This is a genomic window from Pedobacter sp. PF22-3, assembly GCF_026239555.1.
Lineage (GTDB): Bacteria > Bacteroidota > Bacteroidia > Sphingobacteriales > Sphingobacteriaceae > Pedobacter.
This window is the reverse complement of record NZ_JAPIVP010000005.1, coordinates 239,980-265,878: the sequence shown is the minus strand read 5'-3', so window position 1 is coordinate 265,878 and position 25,899 is coordinate 239,980. Positions and strand designations below refer to the sequence as shown.

General features: G+C 38.8%; 26 protein-coding genes. 7 read left to right on the top strand and 19 right to left on the bottom strand.

Annotation, left to right across the window (positions count from 1 at the left end; genetic code table 11):
- Positions 1 to 77: 77 nt before the first annotated feature.
- The 10 genes from OQX63_RS09425 to OQX63_RS09380 all read right to left on the bottom strand — a co-directional run bounded on the left by OQX63_RS09425 (position 78) and on the right by OQX63_RS09380 (position 7,518).
- Complete coding sequence (locus tag OQX63_RS09425; RefSeq protein WP_265850621.1) at positions 78 to 989, bottom strand: AEC family transporter; 912 nt, start codon at positions 987 to 989, stop codon at positions 78 to 80.
- A 70-nt stretch (positions 990 to 1,059) separates the two neighbouring features.
- A complete protein-coding gene (locus OQX63_RS09420) occupies positions 1,060 to 2,280 on the bottom strand; it encodes a DEAD/DEAH box helicase (RefSeq protein ID WP_265850620.1) in 1,221 nt (406 codons plus the stop codon).
- A 183-nt stretch (positions 2,281 to 2,463) separates the two neighbouring features.
- On the bottom strand, positions 2,464 to 2,916 hold the full coding sequence (locus OQX63_RS09415; RefSeq protein ID WP_265850619.1) for an Hsp20/alpha crystallin family protein: 453 nt from the start codon (positions 2,914 to 2,916) through the stop codon (positions 2,464 to 2,466).
- A 54-nt stretch (positions 2,917 to 2,970) separates the two neighbouring features.
- Positions 2,971 to 3,363, bottom strand: a complete 393-nt coding sequence (locus OQX63_RS09410) for a hypothetical protein (RefSeq protein WP_265850618.1) — start codon at positions 3,361 to 3,363, stop codon at positions 2,971 to 2,973.
- A 4-nt stretch (positions 3,364 to 3,367) separates the two neighbouring features.
- Entirely contained in the window at positions 3,368 to 3,598 is a 231-nt protein-coding gene (locus tag OQX63_RS09405) for a hypothetical protein (RefSeq protein WP_265850617.1), read from the bottom strand.
- Between the two features lie 5 nt (positions 3,599 to 3,603).
- Complete coding sequence (locus OQX63_RS09400) at positions 3,604 to 3,870, bottom strand: hypothetical protein (RefSeq protein WP_265850616.1); 267 nt, start codon at positions 3,868 to 3,870, stop codon at positions 3,604 to 3,606.
- A 404-nt stretch (positions 3,871 to 4,274) separates the two neighbouring features.
- Positions 4,275 to 4,622 (bottom strand): hypothetical protein, encoded by a 348-nt coding sequence (locus tag OQX63_RS09395; protein ID WP_265850615.1) that lies wholly within the window; start codon positions 4,620 to 4,622, stop codon positions 4,275 to 4,277.
- Positions 4,623 to 4,632: 10 nt separating this feature from the next.
- The gene (locus OQX63_RS09390) at positions 4,633 to 5,184 is read right to left on the bottom strand and encodes an RNA polymerase sigma factor (protein ID WP_265850614.1); all 552 of its coding nucleotides are present in this window, start codon (positions 5,182 to 5,184) and stop codon (positions 4,633 to 4,635) included.
- Between the two features lie 459 nt (positions 5,185 to 5,643).
- Entirely contained in the window at positions 5,644 to 6,519 is an 876-nt protein-coding gene (locus tag OQX63_RS09385) for a TolB family protein (protein ID WP_265850613.1), read from the bottom strand.
- A 237-nt stretch (positions 6,520 to 6,756) separates the two neighbouring features.
- Entirely contained in the window at positions 6,757 to 7,518 is a 762-nt protein-coding gene (locus tag OQX63_RS09380; protein WP_265850612.1) for a DUF4197 domain-containing protein, read from the bottom strand.
- 207 nt (positions 7,519 to 7,725) lie between these two features.
- Here OQX63_RS09380 and OQX63_RS09375 point away from each other — a divergent pair, with 207 nt between their 5' ends.
- From OQX63_RS09375 to OQX63_RS09365, 3 genes are all read left to right on the top strand, one after another.
- A complete protein-coding gene (locus OQX63_RS09375) occupies positions 7,726 to 8,304 on the top strand; it encodes an RNA polymerase sigma factor (RefSeq protein ID WP_265850611.1) in 579 nt (192 codons plus the stop codon).
- The gene (locus tag OQX63_RS09370) at positions 8,297 to 9,601 is read left to right on the top strand and encodes a carboxypeptidase-like regulatory domain-containing protein (protein ID WP_265850610.1); all 1,305 of its coding nucleotides are present in this window, start codon (positions 8,297 to 8,299) and stop codon (positions 9,599 to 9,601) included. The genes OQX63_RS09375 and OQX63_RS09370 overlap by 8 nt, the downstream gene beginning before the upstream one ends.
- A gap of 125 nt (positions 9,602 to 9,726) precedes the next feature.
- Positions 9,727 to 10,341 carry an FMN-binding negative transcriptional regulator gene (locus OQX63_RS09365; RefSeq protein ID WP_265850609.1) on the top strand — a complete coding sequence of 205 codons (615 nt, stop codon included), beginning with the start codon at positions 9,727 to 9,729 and terminating at the stop codon, positions 10,339 to 10,341.
- A gap of 371 nt (positions 10,342 to 10,712) precedes the next feature.
- On the opposite strand, the gene OQX63_RS09360 is transcribed toward OQX63_RS09365, so the two are convergent.
- The 8 genes from OQX63_RS09360 to miaB all read right to left on the bottom strand — a co-directional run bounded on the left by OQX63_RS09360 (position 10,713) and on the right by miaB (position 18,614).
- Entirely contained in the window at positions 10,713 to 11,723 is a 1,011-nt protein-coding gene (locus OQX63_RS09360) for an inorganic phosphate transporter (protein WP_138819357.1), read from the bottom strand.
- Positions 11,724 to 11,735: 12 nt separating this feature from the next.
- Positions 11,736 to 12,377, bottom strand: coding sequence for a DUF47 domain-containing protein (locus OQX63_RS09355; RefSeq protein ID WP_029274248.1), 642 nt, complete (start codon positions 12,375 to 12,377; stop codon positions 11,736 to 11,738).
- A 236-nt stretch (positions 12,378 to 12,613) separates the two neighbouring features.
- The gene (locus OQX63_RS09350; protein ID WP_265850608.1) at positions 12,614 to 13,639 is read right to left on the bottom strand and encodes a sensor histidine kinase; all 1,026 of its coding nucleotides are present in this window, start codon (positions 13,637 to 13,639) and stop codon (positions 12,614 to 12,616) included.
- 130 nt (positions 13,640 to 13,769) lie between these two features.
- Positions 13,770 to 14,132 (bottom strand): preprotein translocase subunit SecG, encoded by a 363-nt coding sequence (gene secG / locus OQX63_RS09345; protein ID WP_265850607.1) that lies wholly within the window; start codon positions 14,130 to 14,132, stop codon positions 13,770 to 13,772.
- Between the two features lie 14 nt (positions 14,133 to 14,146).
- Positions 14,147 to 15,205 carry a hypothetical protein gene (locus OQX63_RS09340; RefSeq protein ID WP_265850606.1) on the bottom strand — a complete coding sequence of 353 codons (1,059 nt, stop codon included), beginning with the start codon at positions 15,203 to 15,205 and terminating at the stop codon, positions 14,147 to 14,149.
- Between the two features lie 75 nt (positions 15,206 to 15,280).
- Positions 15,281 to 15,796, bottom strand: a complete 516-nt coding sequence (locus tag OQX63_RS09335; protein ID WP_322974344.1) for an LptE family protein — start codon at positions 15,794 to 15,796, stop codon at positions 15,281 to 15,283.
- A 66-nt stretch (positions 15,797 to 15,862) separates the two neighbouring features.
- Positions 15,863 to 17,110, bottom strand: a complete 1,248-nt coding sequence (locus OQX63_RS09330; protein ID WP_265850605.1) for a sigma 54-interacting transcriptional regulator — start codon at positions 17,108 to 17,110, stop codon at positions 15,863 to 15,865.
- 85 nt (positions 17,111 to 17,195) lie between these two features.
- The gene (gene miaB / locus OQX63_RS09325) at positions 17,196 to 18,614 is read right to left on the bottom strand and encodes a tRNA (N6-isopentenyl adenosine(37)-C2)-methylthiotransferase MiaB (RefSeq protein WP_265850604.1); all 1,419 of its coding nucleotides are present in this window, start codon (positions 18,612 to 18,614) and stop codon (positions 17,196 to 17,198) included.
- A 1,395-nt stretch (positions 18,615 to 20,009) separates the two neighbouring features.
- On the opposite strand from miaB, the gene OQX63_RS09320 reads away from it, so the two are divergent.
- The 4 genes from OQX63_RS09320 (at position 20,010) to OQX63_RS09305 (ending at position 25,244) form a co-directional block, all read left to right on the top strand.
- Complete coding sequence (locus OQX63_RS09320; protein WP_265850603.1) at positions 20,010 to 21,797, top strand: hypothetical protein; 1,788 nt, start codon at positions 20,010 to 20,012, stop codon at positions 21,795 to 21,797.
- Positions 21,798 to 21,864: 67 nt separating this feature from the next.
- Positions 21,865 to 23,679: a hypothetical protein gene (locus OQX63_RS09315; protein ID WP_265850602.1), complete on the top strand. Its 1,815-nt coding sequence runs from the start codon at positions 21,865 to 21,867 to the stop codon at positions 23,677 to 23,679.
- Between the two features lie 51 nt (positions 23,680 to 23,730).
- The gene (locus OQX63_RS09310) at positions 23,731 to 24,288 is read left to right on the top strand and encodes a LemA family protein (protein ID WP_265850601.1); all 558 of its coding nucleotides are present in this window, start codon (positions 23,731 to 23,733) and stop codon (positions 24,286 to 24,288) included.
- Positions 24,288 to 25,244, top strand: coding sequence for a DUF3137 domain-containing protein (locus OQX63_RS09305; protein WP_265850600.1), 957 nt, complete (start codon positions 24,288 to 24,290; stop codon positions 25,242 to 25,244). Before OQX63_RS09310 ends, OQX63_RS09305 begins: the two co-directional genes overlap by 1 nt.
- Positions 25,245 to 25,533: 289 nt before the next feature.
- Here OQX63_RS09305 and OQX63_RS09300 read toward each other — a convergent pair whose 3' ends face one another.
- Entirely contained in the window at positions 25,534 to 25,899 is a 366-nt protein-coding gene (locus OQX63_RS09300) for a response regulator (protein ID WP_265850599.1), read from the bottom strand.

Here is a 25,899-nt window from a genome sequence, read left to right as displayed (position 1 = left end):
CTATCTGTTGTTAAAATATACAAATCTCTGTGATCTTCGTGCCTTTTCTCTTCAGTCTCTGTGGTAAAAAAGTAAAATTAAACCACCCCTGAATAATTCAGCACCAACCACCATAAACCCGTAGTAATAAATGAAAGCAATATCCCAATCCCCACCACCAGATTAGAAAGCTTAGGGTTAAGGTTATATTGATCGGCTACTACACCAGCGCTTACTAATGTAGGCATAGCCATTTCGAAAATGCTGATTTTGATAATCATTCCATTTGCATTTAAGAGAATTGCCACAATCAACACAGCAAATGGCGCCAGGATCAGTTTGTACAATAAAGCAAACCCGATGTGTTTCAATTCGCTAAACCATCCCCCAAATTTTAGTTGTAAACCTATCGAAAATAGCGCCAATGGACCAACTGTGCCCGCCAGCTTTTCGAATAGTGGATCAAGTGAAGAAAGATTAATAAAATGTGGCAGAATCAGTGCTAAAACACAACCAATAAGCGGTGGAAAGGTCAATACTTTTTTCAGCACTAATTTTGGGCTTAACTTTTGATCCTGCGAAGAACGGATGGCCACAATAACACCAATGGTAGACAGCAGCATAAAAGTTACCTGATCACAGATAATAGCAATTGCCAGTTCCTTTTCGCTAAAATAAGCCAGAATTAGCGGGAAACCCACAAATGAAGTATTACTTAGCGAACTGGTTAGTTTTAATCCGCCAGCAGTAGCTTTGCTGATATTCTGGGTACGGCTATAGAGGGCAATAAATAGCCAACCCAATAGCCAGACACCAATTGGCGCAAATGCCGGAAACAATAAATCTTTACTCCAGGTAATATGTGGCAGATACTTAAACGACACAGCAGGCAGTGCAATATAGATAATCCATGCATTAATGCCCTTATGTGCATCTTTGGGCAACGACTTACTCTTTCTGAAAAGAATGCCAGCCAAAATGCATAAACCGATAAGAATGAAATTTGCCATCAAATAGCGCAAAGATAATCTATAAAAGAAAAACGCCAATAAGCACATTCTTATGGCGTTTCAGATTTTTTTAAGCTGAAGGTTTTGGTTTTTTCTTTTTATGCCAAACCTTTTTATTTCCTTTATGCGGTGCTTTCTTTTCTTCTACATGCGTAATTTCCATTGCAGCTATGGTTTCTGGGAGTGGCATACGCGGAACCGGTTTCTCAATTAACTTTTCGATGTTATCAAACTTGCGTTTATCCCTTCCGTTAACCAGGGTAATGGCTGTACCCTTAGTTGCAGCCCTTGCCGTACGCCCAATGCGGTGCACATAATCGGCCGGATCGCCAGGAACATCATAATTGATTACCAAATCGATTCCCTCTACATCAATTCCACGAGATAATACATCCGTTCCGATTAAAATTGGTAACCTTCGGTTTTTGAAGGCCAATAAAATATCCTCGCGTTCTTTTTGCCCCAAATCAGAGTGGAAAGCTTCGGCTTTAATGCCCAAACCTTTAAAAGCTTTATATAATGCCTTTACCTTTTCTTTTGTAGAGGCAAAAATGATACTGCTTTTATATTGGTCGCTTTTGAAAATTTCCGTTAACAAAGCTTGTTTTTGCTGATCGTGAATGTTATAAGCTTGTTGATCAATTCCTTCAGCAGGTTTAGCAATTGAAATGGTAATCTGTTTCGGTTCGTGTAAGATCTTGCCCGCCATGGTTCTTATTTTCGGCGCCATCGTAGCGGAGAACAAAAGCGTTTGCCTTTTCTTTGGCAGATAGCTAATAATGCGGATAATGTCGTCGTAAAAGCCCATATCCAACATTCTATCTGCTTCATCTAAAATCAAATGCTGTAAATGTTCCAGTTTTAATACACCTGAAGATAAATGCGCCATCAACCTGCCCGGAGTAGCAATAATGATATCTACACCATCGCGCATGGAGCGTTTTTGCTGTTCGTAAGCAATACCATCTCCCCCACCGTAAACCGCTAATGAACTGATATTGGTAAAATAAGCCAAAGCTTCTACCTGTAAATCAATCTGTTGCGCAAGCTCTCGTGTTGGCGCCAAAATTAAGGTATTGTTGTGCCTATTGGCAGCTTTGCTAATTTTATCCATTACGGGTAAAAGGTAGCTGGCCGTTTTTCCTGTACCAGTTTGAGCGCAGGCAATCAGATCATGATGAGCTAAAATTACCGGGATGGCTTGTTCTTGTATTGGAGTAGCGCTTTTATACCCCATGGCCATTAAACCTTCGTATAAATCGGGGTTAAAATTAAAGTCGTTAAAATTCAAGCTATTGTGTTTATGTCTTTTAGCAAAAGTACCTTAAAATACCGCGAATAACAAACCCACATTTAATTTCTGCTTTCTTAATTACCGTAAAGCATTATCAGGTGATTATTTTTCTCTCAAAACAAACAAAATAGCCCCAACTGCTTTAAACAATTAGGGCTTGGAAATTATAATAGACGAAACTTAGTCTACCAGAATATCCTTCTCTGGTGTATTCGTTTCAGGGTTTTTAGGGAGTGTAACCTTCAAAATTCCATCGGCGTATCTGGCCGAAATATTTTCGACTAAAACTTTTCCGTTTAAATTAAAAGCTCTTTCGAAAGTGCCGTTGCTGTATTCTCTACGGCTATACTTTTTACCTGCATCGGCTTCTTCTTTTGGTTGGTAAGAAATGGTTAATACGTCATCTTTGGTCACTACCTTTAAGTTTTCTTTAAGCAAAGCTGGCGCAAAAAGCTCAATAACAAAGTTACTTTCAGTTTCTTCTATATTAGCAGGCACCTTTCTAAAGCCATGGTTAAACATGGCGTGTTTGTGATGAGCAAACGGACCGCCAAAGTGCCTGCTAAATTTTCCTGCTCCTGTGCCGAAGTGGCCATGCATCTTGCCCGAATGGCATCTATGTTCATTATACATTTTATTTAATTTTAATTGTTATTTTATGTTGTTAATTCAAAGGCCAAGCCAATATCAATGGTAAACCGCTTGTTCCGTTTTAGGGATATCTAACAGCTGTGTAATGATATTTGCATAGGGATATGACGGTGATAAAACGGCATAATCAAATTTCAAACCCCTTAACTGAACCAAAATATCATCAATAAATTTCATGGGCTCCAGCAATGCGCTGATCAATCCCGATTTAGGCTTTTCTTCTTCTTCAACAGCCTTTTCTCCTTGAAAAATATTCAACTCCTGGTTATAGGCTTTAAAGTCTGCGCCAATTTGTTCTATCGGAGCCTTAAATTCATCCGAGCTAAAGAAAGTAACTTGCTCTCCCCGGGTAATCATTTCATTTGCCATACTCAAAATCGGACTAACATCGGCCTGATATGGATCGCTTAAAAAAAGTACTTTTGACATAAGGCTATCTATTTACTTTGTTCATACTGTCTGTTGGGATAATGGTATCGGCCTGCTGCGTACGATGATGACTGAAACCATGGTTTTTATATTGCTCGTGATCACAATCATCATGATAATGCCTGTTTTTAAAATCCAACCGATCAGGGTATCCGTGCTGAACGGCCAGTACATTTAAGCTGTAAAAAGTTCCTGCAGCAACGGCTAATGCCAATAATATTCTAAATGTTCTCATGGCGGTTAATCATTTACGTTAATAAGGTTAACTGTTCCGTTGTCTTGTACATTTGGCCTATACCATTGGTTATCGATTGGTACAATCGGACTGTAATGATTCTCGAAACCGTTAAAGCGATTATGGAAGTAATGGCGGCGCCTACCGGTAAAAACCCTGAACATTAAACCGATCAGCATAATGGCCAATATAAATTTGAATACAAATGGTATGAAGAAAGCAACTGCTCCAAGCAACATCCCGAATCCTATTGTTTTTAATATTTTTTTCATCTTCTATATATTTTAATTGACGGTAAGCGACTCACTGTTAGTAATTTGCGAGCACACCTGTTGTTTTTGTTATTTATATAGGAAGACGCAGCAAGTTTATTTTTACTTTAAATTATTTTGATTTTTTTATTTACTAAGAGTTATCCCTAGTTATGTCATCCTGAGCGGAGTCGAAGGATCTTTTAGTAGTTACCATTCGGTCGGTGAGACATCAACGGGTAGAATAAGTAGAAAAGTCGTTATTAGCATGACGGTTTAAAAAATCGACCGTCATTTCCTGAAGTGCAGCGAAATGGAGAAATCTGTCTTGATAGATCTCTCCGCGTTGCTGTGGTCGAGATGACGATACCTCATTCAGAATGATAGTAAAACAAAAAAGCCCCGAATTAATCGAGGCTTCCAAATTATTCCTTATTGCGGTGGTGGCCCCATCCGCCACATCTCCGCTTGTATTCTTCCTTAAATTTTGCACGCTCCTCCTCGTTCATCGAATCCCATTTGGCACGCATTCCGCGGGCACGTTCACGAAAACCATTATGCCCCCCACCTTTATTAAAGTTCCCAAAAAGCAACCTGCACAGCACAAGTAAACCGAGCGCTTGCCAATAATTAAGTTTGCCTGCATGTGCCACCTCAGGTAAAATCCAATTCCATAAAAACATAACCACATAACCCAATACCGCTGCAATAAGCACCGCTACGGGTAAAAAGAAAATAAATTTCTTGCGCCGATTAAAATTTCTATTCATCATGTCTGCAAATTTAATAGTTAATAAATTCCTGATATAAATTTTGTAAACGGTTACGCAGGTGTTTTACCGCATAACCCTTTCTTGATATTAATGTTTTAATATTTTCTCCGCTTTCATCGGCCAGTTCCTGAAAAGTACGTTCTTCCAATTCGTTCTGAACAAATACATAACGTTGATTTTCTGGCAATTCTTCCAGCGCCAAAAACAGTTGATCCCAGAATAGTTTCTTTAAACTTTCTTCTTCTGGCGAGTAGGCTTCTGCAAGTAAAATTTCTTTAAAATTGATTTCACCTTCTTCGCCTTCAAAAGTGAAATCTTCTAACGATTCTTCCTTTTGCTTGCGGTATTTATCGGTAATCTTGTTTCTCGCTACCCGATATAGCCAGCCGCTAATCTGCTCAATGGCACCTGCTTCTGGTTGATTGCTGAGTTGAAACCAAACATCCTGCAAGATATCTTCTGCATCCTCATCCGTATTCACCCGGCCGCGGATGAAACTAAATAAGCGTTTACCATAATTGGCAACCGTTGAAATGATATTTTGTGGTTCGTTTGTTGGCACTAAATTTTGCTTAATAACCCAGTAAACGGATGAGAATCAATATTACTTTAAATTTCGTTATTTTTTTTTAACCTTAAGATTTAGACCAACATGCGCAGCATAGATTAGATTTTAATTGTTTTTTAGAAATGAAAAGTGAATGTTCTTGGCAGGCTGCAGTCCCGCTTTTCATTTCAAGTCCGCACTCATTCTTCGCTTACGGGCTTTACATTACAATCGGGTTTAGGCACAAAGTAGGTGCACATTACAACCGCTAAAATGAACTGAAGCTTTGGCAACCAACCCCCCTGCCCGTTTCAGGCGGGCGGGTGAAGCGATACCCTGCATCCCGAGTATAGGGGGCAGCGTATAAGCGGAACACAGGAACCAACTTAGCTTCTTGTAACTCAATAAGTTTCTCCTACTTTAGCGCACCAGTTGGGTTAGTGCCTTTATCCACTACAGTTTTAATATTTCCATTTAAATCTGCCACATAAATTTGCTGTGCGTAAAAGGCTTTTCAGCTCCGCTGTAAAAAATCCGGTCATCAGCCGTAAGAAAAACATAAGCAACATGTACACCTTTTGGCGAAATCCGCTGTATTTTCTTACTGGCCAAATCTAAAATATAAACCGCTTCGTTTGGACCATTCAATCCATCTAAAGCATCGGCATTCCCTGCATTAAAAATTAATTTCGTACCGTCTTTTGTAAAAAAGAAACGGTTACTGCTTGCAATGGAAAATTCTTTCCCGATCAAATCGGATATCAGTTTGGTATCGATTAACTTTCCGGTAAGATCAAAGGTATAAAGCCTGGTAAGATCGTGCCCGATGATTTTCTTTTCATTTTTCCAGGTTGGGGCATAAATATTTATTTTAGATGCGCTATCAAGCATCACATATCCCGAATTATCGGTTTTAATAACACCTATTTTCCACAGGTGTTTGCTGTTAAAAATATTAAATGCAATCGTACTTCCATCAGCAGACCACATGGCTTGATAATAATTATTACTATTTACCTGTAATTTACCCTGGCTTTTGTTTTCCATATCGGCAACCCATATTGATCGGTTCCCGGCAGAATCGCTAAGCGTATATGCCAATTTATTCCCGTCAGGAGAAATAGCCGGATCAGTTGCACCACCAAACGAAATCTGCTTCATGGTATCGATACTCGTAGCTACAATTTTATCTCCATCCTGATAGGCTAATGCGAAGTTTTTACTGCTTAAAGAAACCGTATCTAAAATGGCTTTTGTATTTTCTGCCTCAGATTTATTGTTGCTGCAGGAAGCAATTAGTGCTACAGAGGGAATTAAAATAGAAAGTATCGTGGTGCTGATTTTCGTCATGTACAATTTTACAAATAGTTTTTGTGTATGCCGTTGCTGAGTGGGATCAGGAAGCTCTATTTTACTTAAAACATACTTTATGTTGGTCAATTTGCCGTGGTTCGTCTCCTCACGAGCAGCAATCAACACCTACAGTTAATCTAATTTCGGTCTGTGAGGACAAAGACCGAGGCAATCAAATTAAAACAGATTAAATCTCTTCCGCCGTGGTTCGTGTCTCCACGAATCACACCAGATTTAAATCTTTTTTCTATCCGCGTAACCAAATACTTTTTGAAGTAGCGTTGTGCTTCTTGAACTCAAGTTACCCCTAATTTTAAGCTCTTCTTTTGCTATTTCAACAAATAAACCATCAATTGCTTTTTGAGTAACGTATTCGGTTAAATTGGTGTTTACAGGCCTTACCAAAGGCAAACGGTTGTACTGTGTAGTTAAATCGCTGTAATATTTGGTGGCATTAACTTTATTTAAGCTTGTGGTTACAATTGGGCTAAATTTCTGCATCAATTGTGCCGTGGTTACCCTTTTAAAATATGCTGTAGCTGCATCTTTGCTTCCCATCAGGATATTGGTCGCATCGGTTAAGGTCATCTGTTTAATGGCCGATATAAAAATAGGCTTTGCTTCGGTGGCAGCATCCTCAGCGGCGCGGTTTAAACTAACAATTACATTATCACAAAGCTTGTTCAAACCTATACTACGTAATGTTTTTTCAACTTTTTGTGCTTCAGGGGGCATCAGGATTTTAACAGCTAAATTGCCTAAAAAGCCGTCTTTAACCGAAAGCCTGTCTGCACCAGCAGAAACACCGATTTGTAGCGCTTCTTTAATTCCCTGTCCTATTTCAAAAGTGGAAGGTGTGCCTGCAATGGCTGTGGTAGAACCCTGCTTCTCGGTTACCTTTTTAAATATATCGCTCAGTTTAATCTGGGCACTAACATTTAGGTTGGAAAATACCATCATGGTTAGTGATACCAATAAAATATTAATCTTTTTCATATTGTGTGTTTAATCATGCTTAGCAAAACAACGGCCATATTTTATATTCAAAGATAAGTCTTTGTATAGGACAGCAATATAAATGACTCAAAAAGATCGTCATTAACGTAAATATTTTGAACCTTTCTTCCTAAAAAATTAGTTTATGTCACATCAGTGAGAAATATTTTTTATACTTGAAAGATAATTCGAAATAGCGACCATTTTTTGAGGTTTATAAAAAACACAGCTGGAAACACCCAGCAAGACGACGCCAAATTAATTGCCGGGTATAAAAATACGGGCGATTTAGACGCGTTGGGTACGCTTTACAACAAATACATGCATTTAGTATTCGGGGTTTGCTTAAACTACTTCAAAGATGAAGAGCAAAGCAAGGATGCGGTGATGCAGATTTTTGAAGAACTGGTGACGAAGTTAAAAATACATGAGGTACAGAACTTTAAGAGCTGGCTTCATGTTTTAACGCGGAACCATTGTTTAATGGCATTACGGAAATCGGCGAAGCAAAATAATGTCTCTATAGACGATACTTTTGTGGAAAACAGCGAGTTTGTGCATCTGGATATAGACAACACAAAAGAAACGCAGCTTACCATTATGGAAAAGTGTATGGAAACTTTGCCTGAAGAACAGCGAAAAAGCGTAGATTTATTTTATTTACAAGAAAAATGCTATAAAGAAGTAGCCGATATTACGGGTTACGATATGCTTAAAGTGAAGAGTTACATCCAAAATGGTAAGCGGAATTTAAAGATTTGTATAGAGAAAAACAGTAGTGAATAACGATTGGTTAGATATTGATGTACTGGAAGATTACCTGGATGGTAAACTTGATGCTAAGGCTATGCATTTTGTAGAAAGACAAGCTTTGGAAGATCCTTTCGTTGCCGAAGCTTTGGAAGGACTGAAGCAATCGCCCAAACGCAAGCAAACGCTATCTATTTTACAAAAACAACTGTATGATCGTGTATCAGAAAAGCCTGTAAAGCGCAAACTATGGGGCATTACCACCCAAAGATTAAGTATTGCAGCAACCGCAACTGTGGCTTTTATTGCGGTAAGCATTTTATTCTTTATGCGCGAAACCAACCGCAGGAATGCAGAAATTGCTGCACACAAAAAGGAAGGTGTATTGGTTCGATTAGACAGTTCAACGAGTATCGCTTCAGCACAGACAAAAGCTAAGGAAGAAATCGTTACGCAAAACTCGACTCGAGCAACCCTGATTGATAACGCAATAACGGCCTCAAAAACAGGAGATCTGGCAAAAAACACTAAAACAAGCACTATTGTTGCACCTGCCAAACAGCAAATGGCTGAAGTAAAAGCGGCAAAAATTGCATCGGATAATAATCGAGCAAAAGCAATGAGCCGTGTAGGCCTTAACGATTATAAATCAAGCCAAGCTACATTAAGTGAGGCTGTTGATACAGCAGAACCTGCAATAGGCTCAAGTAAAATTGCATTTAGTGGCAATGTGGTAGATCAAAGTAATGGTCAGCCCGTTCAGGGAGCAGTGGTAAAGTTAGCTGGTTCTAAAAATGTAACCGCGACCGATGCCAAGGGTTATTTCTATTTACCTGCCGATAGTAATGCAAAAGATAAAGACTTATTAATTAATGCGATTGGCTTTAAAGAATTACCTGTAGCTGGTTTGCAAGACCCTAATGCGATTAAAAATGCATTAAGCGGCAATAAATCAATAAACGAAATTGCTTTAATTACAGGTTCAAACGGGCAAAAAAAGGAAAATATTGCTGCACCAAAAATTACGCTGCGTGCAGAGCAAAACCTTGATGGCAAATCAGTTACTGAAATTACGAAGCCTATTCCGGTTTCTACCATTAATTATAGCCAGTACTTAGCGCATAACAATAGGCTTTATAACCCTAAAGGACCAGAACAATTTGTAATTTTAAGTTTCAAAGTTAAAAGCAACGGGCGGCCTACCAACATCGCCGTTATCAAATCGCTGAACAAAAAAGCAGATGCAGAAGCAAAGCGGTTGATTCAAGAAGGTCCGGATTGGGTATTACCTAAAAACGGAACAGATTCGGTAGAAATCAGCGTTAAATTTTAAGTCCCTTCAACCACCGGGTACACAAAAAATACACGGAGGTCATGTAGATAGGAGTAAAAGTACTGTTAAAACCCTCATTTTATATATATTGAACTCAATAGCCTCTGTGGTAGAGAGCACAACTCATGTACAAAACATCCTATTCTAAAGCAGGCAATCAAGATGAAATTCTTGAATTTATGCAACAAAATAACTTTATCACATTAATTGGTTTTGATGGCGAGTATCCGGTTGTTACGCAGGTACCGGTTCAAACCATCACCAATGGTGATTTGATCAAACTTACCGGCCACATTATGACGAAAACCGATCATTGTAGGGCCTTTGAGCAAAATCCAAACGTAATGGCTCTTTTTACTGGTGCGCATGCTTATATCAGTGCTTCAGTTTACGAAAAACCAGCTTCAGTATCTACCTGGAATTATAAAACGGTTCAGGCAAAAGGCACGATCCGACTTATGGATTCGGAAGAAACTTACCAGGTGATCAAAGAACTGACAGATCAGTATGAGCGCCCTGAAACAAGTCCTGCTGCATTTAATAAAATGGATGAAGCATATATCCAGAAGCATTTAAAAGCAATTACAGGATTCGAAGTTATGGTCCAGCAGATCGACCATGTTTTTAAAATGAGCCAGAACCATTCAACAAAAAATCAGGAAAGTATTATAGCGAACCTGGAAAAAAGTGAAGATCCGCTTGCAAAAGAAGTAGCGAAGGAAATGAAGAAAAATTTGTAGGCATACGCATGCTTTAACCACCGGTTTTACCAAGAAAAAACACAGAAAAAGCGAGGTATAGCACAGTGGAAAATCTATGCAAGTAAATCTCTCCGGCAAATCGTCACCCTGAACTTGTTTCAGGGTCTTTCACAGAAAGAAAATATCTCCGTTGCACGCTTCAATCGAGCACGACCGTTTTGTTGGTATCATGTTAATAGTAGCCTATATGATAGCTTTTCTCCGTGTTGCTCCGTGCAAACTCAATTCCCTCTGTGGTAAAACAAAACATCGCTTTGCGAAAATTTAGCGTTCTTTGCGGTAAAAAAAGACCCAAAAAAAAGACCAAAGCTAATGCCTTGGTCTTCTGAAAATATTAAAGGATTTTGTTTTTATTTTAAGTAATAAATCACGGCATAAATAATGGCAGCCAATGTGGCCGAAACCGGAATGGTTAAAATCCATGCCCAAATTAAGTTGATGGTTACCCCCCAACGTACAGCCGAAACACTTTTTACCACACCTACACCTACAATAGAACCTGTAATGGTGTGTGTAGTAGAAACCGGAATACCGAAATGCTCCGTAATACCCAATGTTATCGCTCCAGCACCTTCAGCAGCAACACCTTCAAGTGCGGTTACCTTGGTGATTTTAGACCCCATTGTTTTAACAATTTTCCAACCGCCACTCATCGTACCTAAAGAGATTGCTGAATAACAGCAGATAGGCACCCAAGCGGGCATCGATTCGAAGTTTGGAATTACTTTCGATGCAATTAATGCCGTTGCAATAATACCCATTACCTTTTGAGCATCATTACCTCCGTGGAAGAAACTTAATGCAGCAGAAGAAAGCAATTGCAGGCGTTTAAACCATTTCTCAGCAGTTGCCGGCTTCGCATAACGACAGATATTGATAATAATTAGTGTTAATACAACTGATATCACCATACCGATTATTGGTGCCAATACAATGAAAGAAACAATTTTTATTACATAACCCATGTTTACAGCATCAAGCGGACTAGCGCCAGTAAGTAAAGCATGTGTCATACCTGCACCAGCAAAACCACCGATTAAAGTGTGTGATGAACTTGAAGGAATACCATACCACCAGGTTAAAAGGTTCCAGATAATTGCAGCAACTAAACCTGCCAGAATAACTTCTAAAGTGATATAATTTTCGATTACCGTTTTAGCAACAGTATTGGCCACTTTGTGGTCGGTAAAATAAAAGTAGGCAGCGAAATTGAATAACGCAGCCCATAAAACCGCCTGAAAAGGCGTAAGAACTTTTGTAGAAACAACTGTTGCAATCGAGTTAGCGGCATCGTGAAAGCCGTTAATGTAATCGAAAGCAATAGCCAGAATTACAACAACAACCAATAAGGTAGTTACCATGTTTGTTTTTTATTAAGCGTTTTTAACCAAGATAGTTTCAAGCACATTTGCCACATCCTCACACTTATCGGTTGCTTTTTCTATCGTTTGTAAAACCTCTTTTTGTTTAATTAATTCAATCGCATTGGTTTCATATTCAAATAAACGGGCTACCGCTAACGTAAATACATAATCAGCCTGGTTTTCGCCACTGTTAATACGAATACACGCATCAGCAATTACCCGGATGTTTTTAAAGCTGCGCAACTCTTTAATTGCTTTATCAATATCGGTACACATTTCTACCAAAAGTTCGGCAATTTTAACAATCGGCTCGTTAATGGTGTTCATGTTATACATCTGCATGCGGTTTGCAGTACCATAAATATAATCGGCAACATCATCAACAGCCGTAGCCAATGCATGAATGTCTTCTCTATCAAATGGTGTAATAAAGTTCCTGCTCAGTTCAAGAAATATCGAATGGGTAATATCATCACCTACATGCTCTAAGCGCTCAATTTCTTTAAAAATTGTTTTTCTGCTTTCAGCATCACCCGTACTCACCATTTCTAAAAGGGTTTCAGCAATTTTTAATGCATTGCTACCAGCTTGTTCGAAAAGCGGATGAAACTTTTTGTCTTGAGGTGTAAAGAACTTAAAAATATTGTTCATGTTAATTTTTAATATGTTGCAAAGCTACAAGCCCAATGTTAAGTTAATGTTAATTTATGAATTATATTAACTAATTTATTTTTTCTAAAACCTTGGTTGTGCCTTATTTCTATAGCTTTAGGCAGCAAACCATGAATAATAAAATGGCATAGGTGCGGGCACAACTACTTTGTGTATGATTTACGTGCCTGTGGGCTGCAAAAGACGATAAGCTGATGTACTTAATAAGATATAAATTACCCACCTTTTTGTAGGGTAAAGGCAAAGGTAGTTCCTATACCAGGTGTGCTCCTTACCGAAATAGTTTGCTGGTGTGCTTCTAAAATGTGTTTTACAATAGCTAAACCTAAACCCGTGCCTCCAACTTCTCTTGCCCTGTGGGTATCAATGCGGTAAAAACGCTCGAACAGCCGTGCGAGATGTTTTTCTTCTATACCAATACCGTTGTCGGTAACTTCGATCAAAACCTGATCATGCAGTTCGAAAATTTTAATGGCGGTTTCGCCTCCATCAATACCGTACTTAATGCTGTTTACCATCAAGTTGATTAGCACCTGCCTAATCTTTTCGCGATCGGCAGAAACCAGGGTCATGGCAGTGTACTTATCTTTAAAAAAGAGTTTAATGTTTTTTGCTTTGGCGCGGTCTTCGAGGTTTTCCATTACCTCTTTTGCCAGTTGTACAAAATCGAATTTTTGATAGTTAATTGGCGATTCTCCTGTTTCTAATTTTGAAATAACGTCTAAATCCTTAATCAAATAACTCAACCGCTCTACATTGTTTTCTGCTTTCTTTAGAAATAGAACGGCTTGATCGGGGTCATCTACCAGGCAATCCTGTAAAGTCTCGATATAACCTTGAATGGCAAAAAGCGGGGTTTTAAATTCATGCGAAACATTTGAAAGAAACTCTCTCCTAAACTGTTCCTGTTTTTTTAATAAATCGATTTCCTTTTTTTTTGCGCCTGCCCATTCCTTTACTTCTTGCTCTACATCATTAATCGGATCGGAACTCACATACTCACCAAGCGCATCTTTTAAATCCTTACCCAATTTAAGGTTATGGATCAGCTTGTAGATGAGTTTGATTTTGGTGTAGATATATTTCTCCAGCAGGTAATAAAAAACCAAAAAACTGCATAGAAACGATACGCCAAAAGAAATGGCCATGTAATACAGACTATGCTGAAAATAAAAATTAACCATCCCGATGGAAATACCAACGGCGAGAGCAGTAAATAAAACCAGCACACTTAATTTCATGCTGCAATTTAAAGCTTTTTATGTTAAATGTGTGTTAAGAGATAATGGCTATTCATTCATGCGAATAAATGCTAAAAACAAAAAAGCTTTCCCTTTTGAGGAAAGCTTTATAAATATGGGTAAGTATTACTTATTTCTTTGTTGAATCGGTTTTGGCCGGAGTTGAGGTTGCCGGTTTAGTGCTGTTTAAATTGCCACCGATTGGAGATGGTGACGGTGTTTTGTTTAAACGCTCCTGAATAGCTGAGTTTCCAACTGCAGCGCTACCACCGCTTGTTTTAGCAATTGTAGTAACGGCAAGCGTTAACACCACTATTAGTGTTAGCAATACCCAAGATCCTTTTTCTAAAACATCGCCGGTACGTTGTACACCAAACATGTTACTAGTGCCACCGCCTGTAGCTAAACCACCGCCTTTAGGGTTTTGTATTAAAACAAACAAGCCTAAGGCTACACACGCAATAATTAATAAAATGATTAAAAAGGTTACCATGGTAATATTATATTTTAAAATTTCTTTTCTATAGATTGGATAAGGTCGGCAAAGTAACGGCTTTTTTCCGGATATTTCAAACTTAATTTTTTATAAGTATCTATGGCTTTGTGATAAAGCATTTGCTCGATATAAATTTTAGCTAAAGTCTCCGAAACCAGGTCGTAATTGTCTTCCGCACTTTTCTTGGCCTTATTTTCATTATCGATCTGTTCTGGTTTAGGCGGCTTAATTGTTGGATCTTCTTTTAAGAATTTCTCGATAATTTCTGCACCCTTGGCATCTTTAATTTCGGCAGCAGGATATTCGGCTAAGTGATCGGCTACCTCAAAAGGGGTTTGTATGTGAAAAATATGCTCAACGTACTGTTGCTGAAACTCAGCGCTTTCCTGCTGTTGCTTATTTTGTGGCTGTGGTTTATTACTATTAGCATTAGGATGCGCATAAGGCTGAAAAATCTGCTCATGCTCTTTACGTGTTTTAGCTAACCACCATAAAAATGTGTATGGAAGCTTATCATCGTTATATTGCGAAACAAAATTCCTTTCTGGCTCGTCTGGCACAACAGTTTCGATTTCTGGTGCAGCGTTAACCACATCGGTACTTAATTTCTGCTCAAAGGCAAAGAAGTCTGTAGCGGCTACACTTTCGATAAAAGAATCATCATCTACAGGCAAGTCCATAAAATGGTTATTGCTGCCGGGCAGGTGGTTAGTTATTTCTGCATCTAACACCTGATCCGTAAAAGATGGACTATCATCAGTAAATTCACTTGTTTGCGCTAAAACTTCTGGCTCATGCTGTATATTTTCTGCAACAACTTCATTAATATCAGCTTCCTCTTCCTGCTCTGCCACCTCAACCGGAACCATATTGAGTACATGGAACAATACATGCCCCTGACCATATAATGCAGCTTTTGGAATAAATGAGGCATTGGCTTTGGCCAAAAGTAAATGGATGGGCTGTGCGTATGGAAATTGCTTAACCATTTCCTGCAACATGAATGCATGCTCTGGCCTAACCTTTCCAGGTTGCGCAAGTAAATCTGCCAGTAGCTTTTTGTTATCCATTATCGAGGTTTGCCGCTAAGTTAAAAAAATGTAAACGGGTTTTGAAAATTTTGTCTTTTTAGCGTACTGTTTTATTTACCACTGTGCAAATGCACGGTTAAAAATATCTTCCGATAACTGTTTGTTGATATTTTCTATAGCTCCAGGCAATAACGTTTGAATGGGCGCCCCATTAATCGGAAAATCAAAATATTTGGTAAAGCTCTCTTCAAAACTTTCTTTTTCGTGCTCTTTTATATTATTCTTATATTTTACCGAAACCGTAATGGTTAATCTGTTTGCTCCTGCGGTTGGTGTAGCACTATTCTGAAGCGCAACCGGTTTAATATCATAACCTGTTATTCTACCCTCAAATGATGCATCTCCCTCGCCTGTTGGAGAAATAATCAATTTAGTTTGGTTACGGATACGGCTTTTTAACGATTCAGTAATCTGGTTACTTAATGTTGGCACCACTAGAGGCGCATTATTTTCAAATACCCGAACAACCACCGTTTTTAATCCCGTTGTTGATGCTCCACTGAATTTATAAGAGCAAGCGCTAAATACCGAAGTAAGCAGAATTAAGGCAAATATTTTAATTTTCATCATTATCGAAAATGTAGTCTAATTTTTGAGAAACGTGCTTTACAGGGAATTTAATATAAGCAATTAAATTTATAGGTTTAATTCCTTAATCTTCCTATACAAGGTCCGTTCTGAAATACCCAATTCCTGTGCTGCAAACTTACGTTTACCCTTGTGTTTTTTTAATGCCTTTTTAATCAGGTCTGATTCTTTATCCACCAACGACAATGACTCTTCTACTTCTTCAGCCTCGTGCGCAAAATAATCAGCATTATTATTATTGTTAATGTTATTATTGCCTGGTGCAGGATGCTGAATGGTAAAGGCATGTTCCTGTCCGGCAGGCAACTCTACATCACGGTATAGCTGATTGATATACTGCGGGTTATCTGCCAATACTGTAGCGGTATTTCCACCGTGCTGAATAATTTCAGCCACTAGTTTTTTAAGCTCAACCATATCCTTTTTCATATCAAAAAGAACCTTATACAAAATATCTCTTTCTGTAAAATCTTCTTTCGATTGAGCGTTGATCGCCATTGGCAAGTTACTTCCAGCTTCGTTCGGGATATAATTTAAAATGGCCTGACCGCTCACATTTCGATCTTTTTCTAATACACAGATCTGCTCAGCTATGTTTTTTAACTGACGAACATTACCTGGCCAGCTGTAATTGGTTAAGACCTGAATGGCATCCGGCTCCAGATGTAATGCCGGACTACGGTATTTATCGCTAAAATCAGCCGCAAATTTTCTGAATAATAAATAAATATCTTCTTTACGTTCTTTCAAAGCAGGTATGCGCAATGGAACAGTATTTAACCTATAATATAAATCTTCGCGGAATTTTCCGTTTTTAACACGGTTATATACATCTACGTTAGTGGCTGCAATAATACGGACATCTGTTTTTTGTACTTTAGAAGACCCTACGCGTAAATATTCGCCACTTTCCAAAATACGCAGTAAACGAGCCTGTGTGCCTAAAGGTAACTCAGCAACCTCATCTAAAAAGATGGTACCGCCATTTGCCACCTCAAAATATCCCTTACGGGCCTCATGCGCACCAGTAAATGATCCTTTTTCGTGACCAAAAAGCTCAGAATCTATGGTTCCTTCGGGGATGGCACCACAGTTTACCGCAATAAAAGCACCGTGTTTACGGGCACTCATTTGATGGATAATCTGCGAGAACACTTCTTTACCACTGCCACTTTCGCCTGTAATCAATACCGACATATCTGTTGGTGCTACCTGGCTGGCAATATCTATGGCACGGTTAAGTAAAGGCGAATTGCCAATAATACCGAAACGTTGTTTAATATTTTGTGTATCCATTTATTCTTTCTAAAGTTCGTCACGCTGAATTTATTTCAGCGTCTTTCTGGTTAAGATGCTGAAACAGGTTCAGCATGACGGGATTTTATGATACTATTTTACCGATTAACGTAGCGGATGTACATTTCTCGATATACACATTTGCATACTGACCTGGTTTTACGCCTTCAATAGCAGGGAAAATGGCCATTGCTCCGCTGTCGCCTCTTCCGCAATAATCAAGATCAGACTTTTTAGAAGTGCCTTCAATCAGAACCCGAACAGTTTTCCCTACCCATTCTTGCAAACGCATTAATGAATGTGCCTGTTGTTTGGCTAAAATTTCAGCCAGACGGCGTTTTTTCACTTCTTCCGGAATATCATCTTCCAGTTTACGGGCGGCTAATGTCCCTGGTCTTTCAGAGTAAGTGAAATTATAAGCAAAATCATATTGCACATAATCCATCATGCTCAGGGTTTCTTCGTGTTCTTCTTCTGTTTCTGTACAGAAACCAGCAATGATATCGGTAGAAATTGCACACCCCGGAATAATGTTACGGATGGCGTCAATACGATTGATATACCATTCGCGGGTATAAGTCCTGTTCATTAACTCCAATATGCGGGTATTTCCCGATTGGACAGGTAAGTGGATATAATTACAGATATTATCGTATTTAGCAATGGTACGTAAAACCTCATCGGTAATATCTTTTGGATGCGAAGTAGAGAAACGTACCCTTAAATCTGAACTAACCAGTGCTGTTTGCTCCAAAAGCTGCGCAAAATTAACCGTTTCTGTACCATCTTCCGATGTCCAGGTGTATGAATCTACGTTTTGGCCTAAAAGTGTAACTTCGCGGTAACCCGCTTCAAACAAGGCTTTTGCTTCTTCTATAATGGAATGTGCATCGCGGCTTCTTTCGCGGCCACGGGTAAAAGGAACCACACAGAAAGAACACATGTTATTACAACCACGGGTAATGGAGATAAAAGCGGTTATTCCATTGCTGTTTAAACGAACCGGACTAATATCAGCATAGGTTTCTTCGCGAGATAATAAAACATTTACGGCTTTATGTCCACTTTCTACCTGCTCAATTAAGTTAGGCAGATCGCGATAAGCATCTGGCCCAACCACTACATCAACTAAACGTTCTTCTTCCAAAAATTTAGACTTTAAACGTTCTGCCATACAGCCCAAAACCCCAACAATTAATTTTGGGTTACGGCGTTTTTCAACACCGAATTGTGATAGTCGGTTTCTAACCCTGGTTTCCGCATTTTCGCGGATGGAGCAGGTATTAATGAAGATGACATCAGCCTGGTGATAATCCCCTGTCGTTTCAAATCCAGTTTCAGATAAAATAGAGGCAACAATTTCACTATCAGCAAAATTCATGGCACAACCGTAACTTTCGATATATAATTTACGGGCATCGGCTTTAACTGGTGTATCTAAAATTAAAGCTTCACCTTGCCTGGCTTCATCGTGTGTCTTATCCTGTACTTGTAAATCAATCATTATTTAAAAACATTTTTGGGATTGCAAAAATACATAAATAAAATTAAAAGTGACAATTTGACAGATTTTGTTTAAAGGTTTACAGTAAGATTATGATAAGACAGTTAGCAACCCCAATTAATCCATATTTTATATAATTGAATAAAAATTTTTGAAAATGTATAGTTCGGTGCCTGTGGCGGAATGTGTTCCTCCTAGTATGAGGGGTTTCCATGCCACTGCCCTAACCACCTAGCCCTTGGCGAAGCGGTACCCTACAGGCAGGAGGTACGACGGCCGAAGCGTACAAGCGAAGCAAAGGAACAAAAACGGTTACTTGTACTGCATTTGCGCTCCAAATTAATAGTTGCTAATTATAAAATGAGTCAGATGTTTTTGGAAACGTAGGCTTCGGTGCCAATGGGGCGATGCAGCCCCGCCACCGCTTCTGCCCCAATTGAAAAAATTGTGGCATCCCGCTTAGGTCGGGTTTAGATTACATCTGTTCTTGCTAATATGAGGGGTTTTCCATGCCACTGCCCTAACCAATTAGCCCTTGGCGAAGCGGTACCCTGCAGGCCCAGAGGTACGACGGCCGAAGCGTACAAGCGAAGCAAAGGATCAAACACTGTTGCTTGTACTGCACTTGCGCTCTAAATTAATAGTTGCTAATTATAAAATGAGTCAGATGTTTTTGGAAACGTAGGCTTCGGTGCCAATAGGGCGATGCAGCCCCGCCCCCACTTCTGCCCCAATTGAAAAAATTGTGGCATCCCGCTAAGGTCGGGTTTAGATTACATCTGTTCCTGCTACTATGAGGGGGGGGGTCCATGCTACAGGCCTAACCAACTTAGCCCTTGGCGAAGCGGTACCCTGCAGGCAGGAGGTACGACGGCCGAAGCGTACAAGCGAAGCAAAGGATCAAACACTGTTACTTGTATTGCACTTGCGGTCCAAATTAATAGTTGCTAATTATAAAATGAGTCAGATGTTTTTGGAAACGTAGGCTTCGGTGCCAATAGGGCGATGCAGCCCCGCCCCCACTTCTGCCCCAATTGAAAAAATTGTGGCATCCCGCTAAGGTCGGGTTTAGATTACATCTGTTCTTGCTATTATGAGGGGTTTCCATGCCACTGCCGTAAACACCTAGCGCTTGGCAAAGTGGTACCCTGCAGGCCAGGAGGCACGACGGCCGAAGCGTACAAGCGAAGCAAAGGAACAAACGATGTTACCTACCCTGTCCTTGCGCTCCTGAAAATAATTTTAACAATCAACCCCAATAGTAACGCTTTGGTCTTTCCGCTTTAGTCTTTCTACTTTGTTCTTTCTGCTTTGGTATTGCTCCTTTAGTCTTTTGCCTTGCCCCTAAAAAACCTTTCTTGCTCCCATCTGTTACGTAAGGATAAGCCATAATAAATGACACCGCAGAATAAAAACAAAATTTGGGTCTGGATAGGAAGCATATTCGGCATATTGATTTTAATTTTAGCATTTGGTGCGATGTTCTTAAGTGCCCGATGGAAGCCCATATTGACCGAAAAAATCAAAGCTGGTGTTTATAATGGATCGCATCATTTATATCGGATAGATTTTAAAAGCATTAACTTAAATGTAATTACAGGCAGCATGGCCTTGCGTGATGTTACCTTGACTCCCGATACGGCTGTTTTTGATAGCTTGAAGAAAAAACAACTGGCACCCGCCCATATTTTCGAACTAAAATTAAAGAAACTGCAGATTAGCCGTGTTGGAATATTAACGGCCTACTTTAAAAAGCAGATAGAGGTAAATGAAATCCTCTTACAAAAGCCATCTATTAACATGTATTTTAACAAAGTAACCAAGAAAACCGATAGCATAAAAGATGAAAAATCGCTTTATGAGCAGATTTCCAAAACCTTTAAATCGGTACATGTTAAAAGCATCAAAATTGTGGATGCAGATTTCGATTACATCAATAAAACCGCAGCCAAAAAAATCAAAAACTCAATCAAACACCTCGATATCAACATTAATGATTTTTTACTGGATTCGCTTTCAGGCAGTGATACCACTCGGTTTTATTATACAAAAGACGTAACATTTCAGATTGCAGGTTATAAATCGGTAACGAAAGACAAAATGTACACCATGAAAGTGGATACGATTAAAGGTTCCACCTCATCAAAAAAGATAACGGTTAAGGGCTTTAAACTTACGCCATTGTACGATGAACTTACTTTTACAAGAAAATACAAGATCCAGAAAGACAGGTACAATTTAAGCTTTGATAAAATAGAATTTAATGGCGTGGATTTTATTGGTTTAAATACCGACGAGAAACTACACGCAAAATCATTAAAGATTGGTCCGGCAAATGTAGATGTTTTTATGAGCCGCGAATCGCCACCTCAGCCGGGTTTTGATAAAGGCCAAAACTATCCCCATATGGCATTGAAAAGGTTAAACATGCCCATCCTGATTGATACGGTAAAAATAAGAAACGTTAATGTTAAATATGCAGAGTTTAACCCGGCAAGTAAAAAAGCTGGATCGGTTGATTTTAAAGCATTAACAGGAAATATTTTAAATGTAACCAATGATAGCTTACAATTGCTTAAAAAGAACCATGCCCTGGCAGATTTAAACACACTTTTAATGGGCACCGGAAAGCTGAATGTAAATATCGATTTTAACCTGACCGATAAAAATGGTGCTTTTACCTATAGCGGAAGTTTGGGCAAATTTGATATGAAAAACCTAAATCCATTATCCAAAGCGCTTGGGCTGGTTGAAATAGAAAGCGGCAACATACAACATATTGATTTTAAGGCCAACGGAAATTTAAGATCTGCAACAGGCAAGATGAATATGCTGTACACCAACCTGAAAGTAAAACTCCTCTCAGACAATATTGATGGCGAGGGAACAAAGGAAAAAGGTTTATTATCTTTTCTGGCCAATACCATTTTAGTTAAAGATGAAAATCCGATAAAAGGCGAAGCACCGAGAACGGCAAGTATGACGAATACCAGGATTAACTCTGCCTCTTTTTTTAACCTGATGTGGAAAACCGTTTTTGTGGGCATCAAAGATATTGTAGGCGTTGGGATCGTACCTGAAAAGGATCCGGTAAAACAGCAAAAAGTAATTGCAAAAAAAATAAGAGAACAAAAAAGGGCAGATAGAAAGGCAGCAAGAAAAGCCAGGAGAGAAAAAAACTAACCTACATTTTTCAAATATATGTTTATAACCGTATATTGCTAATAAAACCACAGCCTTTCATTTTTTAATGCCTGATACCAGAAGATACCGTTATAAAGTTTTTAAATGGATTGCGTGTACATTACTCAGTGTTTTTATCGTACTTGCAGGCATTGCCTGGTTGTTAAATGTAAAGTCTCGCCCTATTCTAACGGATAGGATTAAAACACTGCTCTATAAATCAACAGATAGTTTATATACCATCAGCTTTACTAAGGTATCCACGAATGTGTTTACGGGCAATGCCACTTTACAGAACGTAAAAATAACGCCAGATACCAATCGGTTCAGGCAACTTATCGCCTTAAAAAGAGCGCCAAACAATTTATATACGGTTTCTTTAAAAAAACTGGTGGTGAAGCGCTTCCATCCGTTAACCTTATACCGCGAAAAAAAACTGCAGTTAGAGGAAATCATATTTGATAAACCTGAAGTAACCATGGTTAATCAACAATTTGCTTTTAATGATGGACGTGCGCCCAAGCCCTTTAAATCGCCTTACGATATCATCTCTAAAAACCTGAAAGAGTTTAGCATCAAAACCATCCGATTTAAAGATGTAAGCTTCAAATATGTGAATAAAAATGTACCCCATTCAGTCCCATTCAATATTGACGACCTTAACATTACGTTAACCGATTTGCTGGTTGATTCTACCTCTGCAGATGACCCGAGCCGGTTTTACCTGCTAAAAGATATCGTAATCAACCTGAATAACTATGTGTACCGCACGCCTGATAAAATGTATGACATTAAGTTGGATCAACTTGATTTTAGGGCTACTACGGGCAAACTCAGGATAAATAGCTTTGCATTGGTTCCATTATATGATGAAATGAAATTCGGCAAGGTTGCAGGTTATGCCAGAGAACGTTTTGACATCAGCATGCGCGATATTATGCTCAACGGTATAGACTTGCCACTTTATATTAGTAAACAGGAACTTTGGGCAAAAGAAATGGCCATTGCGAATGGTTCTGTATCTGTTTTTAACCAAAACGGGCTCCCCAATAAACCACAGGAAAATAAGATCGGTAAATTTCCCCATCAGCTTTTGCAACTTGTTCAGGCACCTATTCTGGTGCAGAAAATCCAGCTGAAAGATGTAAACATCAACTATTCTGTTTTTAATAGCGAAAGTAATCAAAGAGGGCGGATCAGTTTTGAAAACACCTCGGGAATAATAAAAAATGCTACTAATCTTGATAATATTAAGGCCATTAACCCAACGATGGAGGTTAATTTAAATACATACTTATTTGGTCAGGGAAAGCTTGATGTGAACTTTATGTTCAATCTTACCGCTAAAGATGGTTCATTTTCTTATCACGGCGTTTTACAAAATTTCAATGCGCGGGTTTTAAACCAAATTACTAAGCCCCTTGGCCTGGTGCGCATTAACCGCGGCAGTGTAGATAAATTAAAGTTCAATTTCAAAGCAAATGATTTGGGCACAAAAGGAACGGTTGCATTCTCCTACTACGACCTGTCTGTTGCGCTGATGAAAAACGATCCAGAAAAGGATCACCTGGTTACACGCGGTTTTCTTTCTTTTTTAGCCAATGCATTGATCATCAAATCTGAAAACCCCGGTGCTGACGGTAAGCTGGTACCTGTAAATGTAAATTACAGTAGGCCTTCAAACACATCATTCTTTAACATGATCTGGAAGGGCCTTTTTACCGGGATAAAATATAGCATCGGAATTACCGAAGAAAAGCAGAATGAAGTACGTGAACATATTGCAAATTTTAAGTCGATGCGCGCTAATCATTTAAAAAGGAAACAAAAACGGTTAGAACGCCGGATAAAACGGGAACATGAGCAAAATGAAAAGCGATAACATGTTGTAACCTTTTCTTATCTTTATTATCTAAACCTTAAACTAAAATTTATGATTATTGCCCTCGTTATTATCGGATTCATCTTTCTTATAGGGATTTTCTTTTACAACTCGCTTATCGGGAAGAAAAACCAGGTAACAAATGCTTTCTCGGCCATTGATGTAATGCTTAAAAAACGGTTCGACCTTATTCCAAACCTGGTTGAAGTAGTAAAACAGTACACTACTTATGAGCAGGGAACCTTAACCAAAATAGTTGAACTGAGGTCAAAAGCAGGTTTACCGAATATCAGCAATGCAGAAAAAGCAGATTTAGATGCACAATTGAGCAGCAATGTGAGGGGTTTAATGGTTAACATTGAAAATTACCCAGATTTAAAAGCCAATACCAATTTTATTAACCTACAAACCACCTGGACGGAAAGTGAAGAACAGATTGCCGCTGCCAGAAGAACCTACAATGCTTCGGTAACCGATTACAACAATTCGATTATGATGTTTCCAGGCAGTTTATTTGCCGGGATGCTGAACTTTCAGCCGATAGCCGTTTTAGAAACCGCAGCAGAAGAACGTAAAAACATCAGCGCAAAAGAACTTTTCAATAACTAATGTTGTTCGATATTGCAAATAATGTAGCCTTACAGCAAGTTTTGGCTACAATGGAGGTAGAACGCAAAAGAATTGCCGGTACTCAAACTAAAGGCTATATTTTTATTGCTACAGGTATTTTGCTTGGCATTTTAGGCTTCGTTTTGGGTTTTCCTATTCCTGCTGTAATCGCTGGCCTAATACCTATAATTTATGGTGGTGTTTTGCTTTTCAAAATCAACGATTCTTTAATAGCTTACCAAAATGCCTATAAAACGAATGTAATTGGTGCTGCCCTTAAATTTTTAGACGAAAGTTTATCGATTAATCCCTATCAGGGAATTGAAACTTCGGAGTTTATGTACACACAGTTGTTTAACAATGAGCCTGATCGTTACAAAACAGAAGATTTAGTAATGGGATGTGCTGGTAAAACCCGGTTTTACTTCGCTGAAGTACATGCTGAATATAAAACAGTAACCCAAACAAAAGACGGAACCCGAACAGAGTGGCACGACATTTTTAGAGGGATCCTCTTCGCAGCCGATTTTAATAAGAAATTTAATGGCGTAACCATCGTCAGGCCAAAAGACTTCGGAGCAGCTTTTGGTGCATGGTTTTCAAAAAACCTGTTTTCTTTTGGCAACAATGACGTTATCCAATTGGAGAATGTAGAATTTGATAAGACCTTTGTAACTTATGGTTCAGACCAGGTCGAATCCAGGTATATCCTTACACCCGCTCTGATGGAACGGATACTAAACCTCAATCATCAAAGCAAGTATAATATCAGTTTATCCTTTATCGAATCGAGGATGTATATCGCTTTCCCCTTGAAACGGAATTATTTTGAAGCCCCGGTATTTAAATCTTTAATTAATACCGAAGTCCTGAATGATGATATTACCACTATAAAATTTATGTATGATATTGTTAATGAGCTGGATCTGAATACAAGGATTTGGGGTAAGGCTTAAATTTGGTTTAACCGCAAAGACCGCTGAGTTTTTTATGCAGAGGACGCTAAGGGGTGTTAAAACCTATATAGCCATTTTTTGGGGGTTGGATATTATAATTCTAAGTTCGATAGCAATATTACCTTTTATCAGCTTTTTAATTTAAGCGACCGTCACCCTGAATTTATTTCAGGGTCTTTCATGACTAAAAAGATGCTGAAATGAATTCAGCATGACGAAATGGTCTAGTAGGCATTTTTAAAACAGTTGTTTGCTTAAACAATTATCGAGTTCATGTGATAAGATGGCACTAACTCAAATGCTTTTTTACAATTTCTTCAAGCGCAGCAATATCAAAAGGTTTCGATAGGTAACTATCTGCCCCTGCTTCATCAGCCAATGAAGATATATCATTGTTGGCCGAGAAATAAATTACCGGAATATGTTTTAAATCAGGGTTGCTTTTTAAAGCTCTGGTCGCTTGTATCCCACCCAGGTCAGGTAACCAGTTATCCATAAAAATTAGATCAGGCATATAGGCCGCAACCTGTTCTTCTATGTTATTGGCACTTTCGGATGTTTTTATCTCATACCCGGCATCTTCCAAAATAAATGTACAGAGATCAAGGATATCCCTATTATCATCAAAAACAAATACTTTTTTCGTAACTATCAT

Bases quoted from the DNA above. Each gene is read 5' to 3' on its own strand.
- OQX63_RS09315 (WP_265850602.1), top strand. From the start codon at position 21,865: ATGCCTGATACCAGAAGATACCGTTATAAAGTTTTTAAATGGATTGCG.
- OQX63_RS09400 (WP_265850616.1), bottom strand. From the start codon at position 3,870: ATGAAAAAAATATTAAAAACAATAGGATTCGGGATGTTGCTTGGAGCA.
- miaB (WP_265850604.1), bottom strand. From the start codon at position 18,614: ATGATTGATTTACAAGTACAGGATAAGACACACGATGAAGCCAGGCAA.
- OQX63_RS09410 (WP_265850618.1), bottom strand. From the start codon at position 3,363: ATGTCAAAAGTACTTTTTTTAAGCGATCCATATCAGGCCGATGTTAGT.
- OQX63_RS09385 (WP_265850613.1), bottom strand. From the start codon at position 6,519: ATGACGAAAATCAGCACCACGATACTTTCTATTTTAATTCCCTCTGTA.
- OQX63_RS09350 (WP_265850608.1), bottom strand. From the start codon at position 13,639: ATGAAATTAAGTGTGCTGGTTTTATTTACTGCTCTCGCCGTTGGTATT.
- secG (WP_265850607.1), bottom strand. From the start codon at position 14,132: ATGGTAACCTTTTTAATCATTTTATTAATTATTGCGTGTGTAGCCTTA.
- OQX63_RS09395 (WP_265850615.1), bottom strand. From the start codon at position 4,622: ATGATGAATAGAAATTTTAATCGGCGCAAGAAATTTATTTTCTTTTTA.
- OQX63_RS09355 (WP_029274248.1), bottom strand. From the start codon at position 12,377: ATGAACAATATTTTTAAGTTCTTTACACCTCAAGACAAAAAGTTTCAT.
- OQX63_RS09305 (WP_265850600.1), top strand. From the start codon at position 24,288: ATGTTGTTCGATATTGCAAATAATGTAGCCTTACAGCAAGTTTTGGCT.
- OQX63_RS09425 (WP_265850621.1), bottom strand. From the start codon at position 989: ATGGCAAATTTCATTCTTATCGGTTTATGCATTTTGGCTGGCATTCTT.
- OQX63_RS09380 (WP_265850612.1), bottom strand. From the start codon at position 7,518: ATGAAAAAGATTAATATTTTATTGGTATCACTAACCATGATGGTATTT.
- OQX63_RS09340 (WP_265850606.1), bottom strand. From the start codon at position 15,205: ATGGATAACAAAAAGCTACTGGCAGATTTACTTGCGCAACCTGGAAAG.
- OQX63_RS09415 (WP_265850619.1), bottom strand. From the start codon at position 2,916: ATGTATAATGAACATAGATGCCATTCGGGCAAGATGCATGGCCACTTC.
- OQX63_RS09330 (WP_265850605.1), bottom strand. From the start codon at position 17,110: ATGGATACACAAAATATTAAACAACGTTTCGGTATTATTGGCAATTCG.
- OQX63_RS09310 (WP_265850601.1), top strand. From the start codon at position 23,731: ATGATTATTGCCCTCGTTATTATCGGATTCATCTTTCTTATAGGGATT.
- OQX63_RS09365 (WP_265850609.1), top strand. From the start codon at position 9,727: ATGTACAAAACATCCTATTCTAAAGCAGGCAATCAAGATGAAATTCTT.
- OQX63_RS09300 (WP_265850599.1), bottom strand. From the start codon at position 25,899: ATGATAGTTACGAAAAAAGTATTTGTTTTTGATGATAATAGGGATATC.
- OQX63_RS09405 (WP_265850617.1), bottom strand. From the start codon at position 3,598: ATGAGAACATTTAGAATATTATTGGCATTAGCCGTTGCTGCAGGAACT.
- OQX63_RS09360 (WP_138819357.1), bottom strand. From the start codon at position 11,723: ATGGTAACTACCTTATTGGTTGTTGTTGTAATTCTGGCTATTGCTTTC.
- OQX63_RS09320 (WP_265850603.1), top strand. From the start codon at position 20,010: ATGACACCGCAGAATAAAAACAAAATTTGGGTCTGGATAGGAAGCATA.
- OQX63_RS09335 (WP_322974344.1), bottom strand. From the start codon at position 15,796: ATGATGAAAATTAAAATATTTGCCTTAATTCTGCTTACTTCGGTATTT.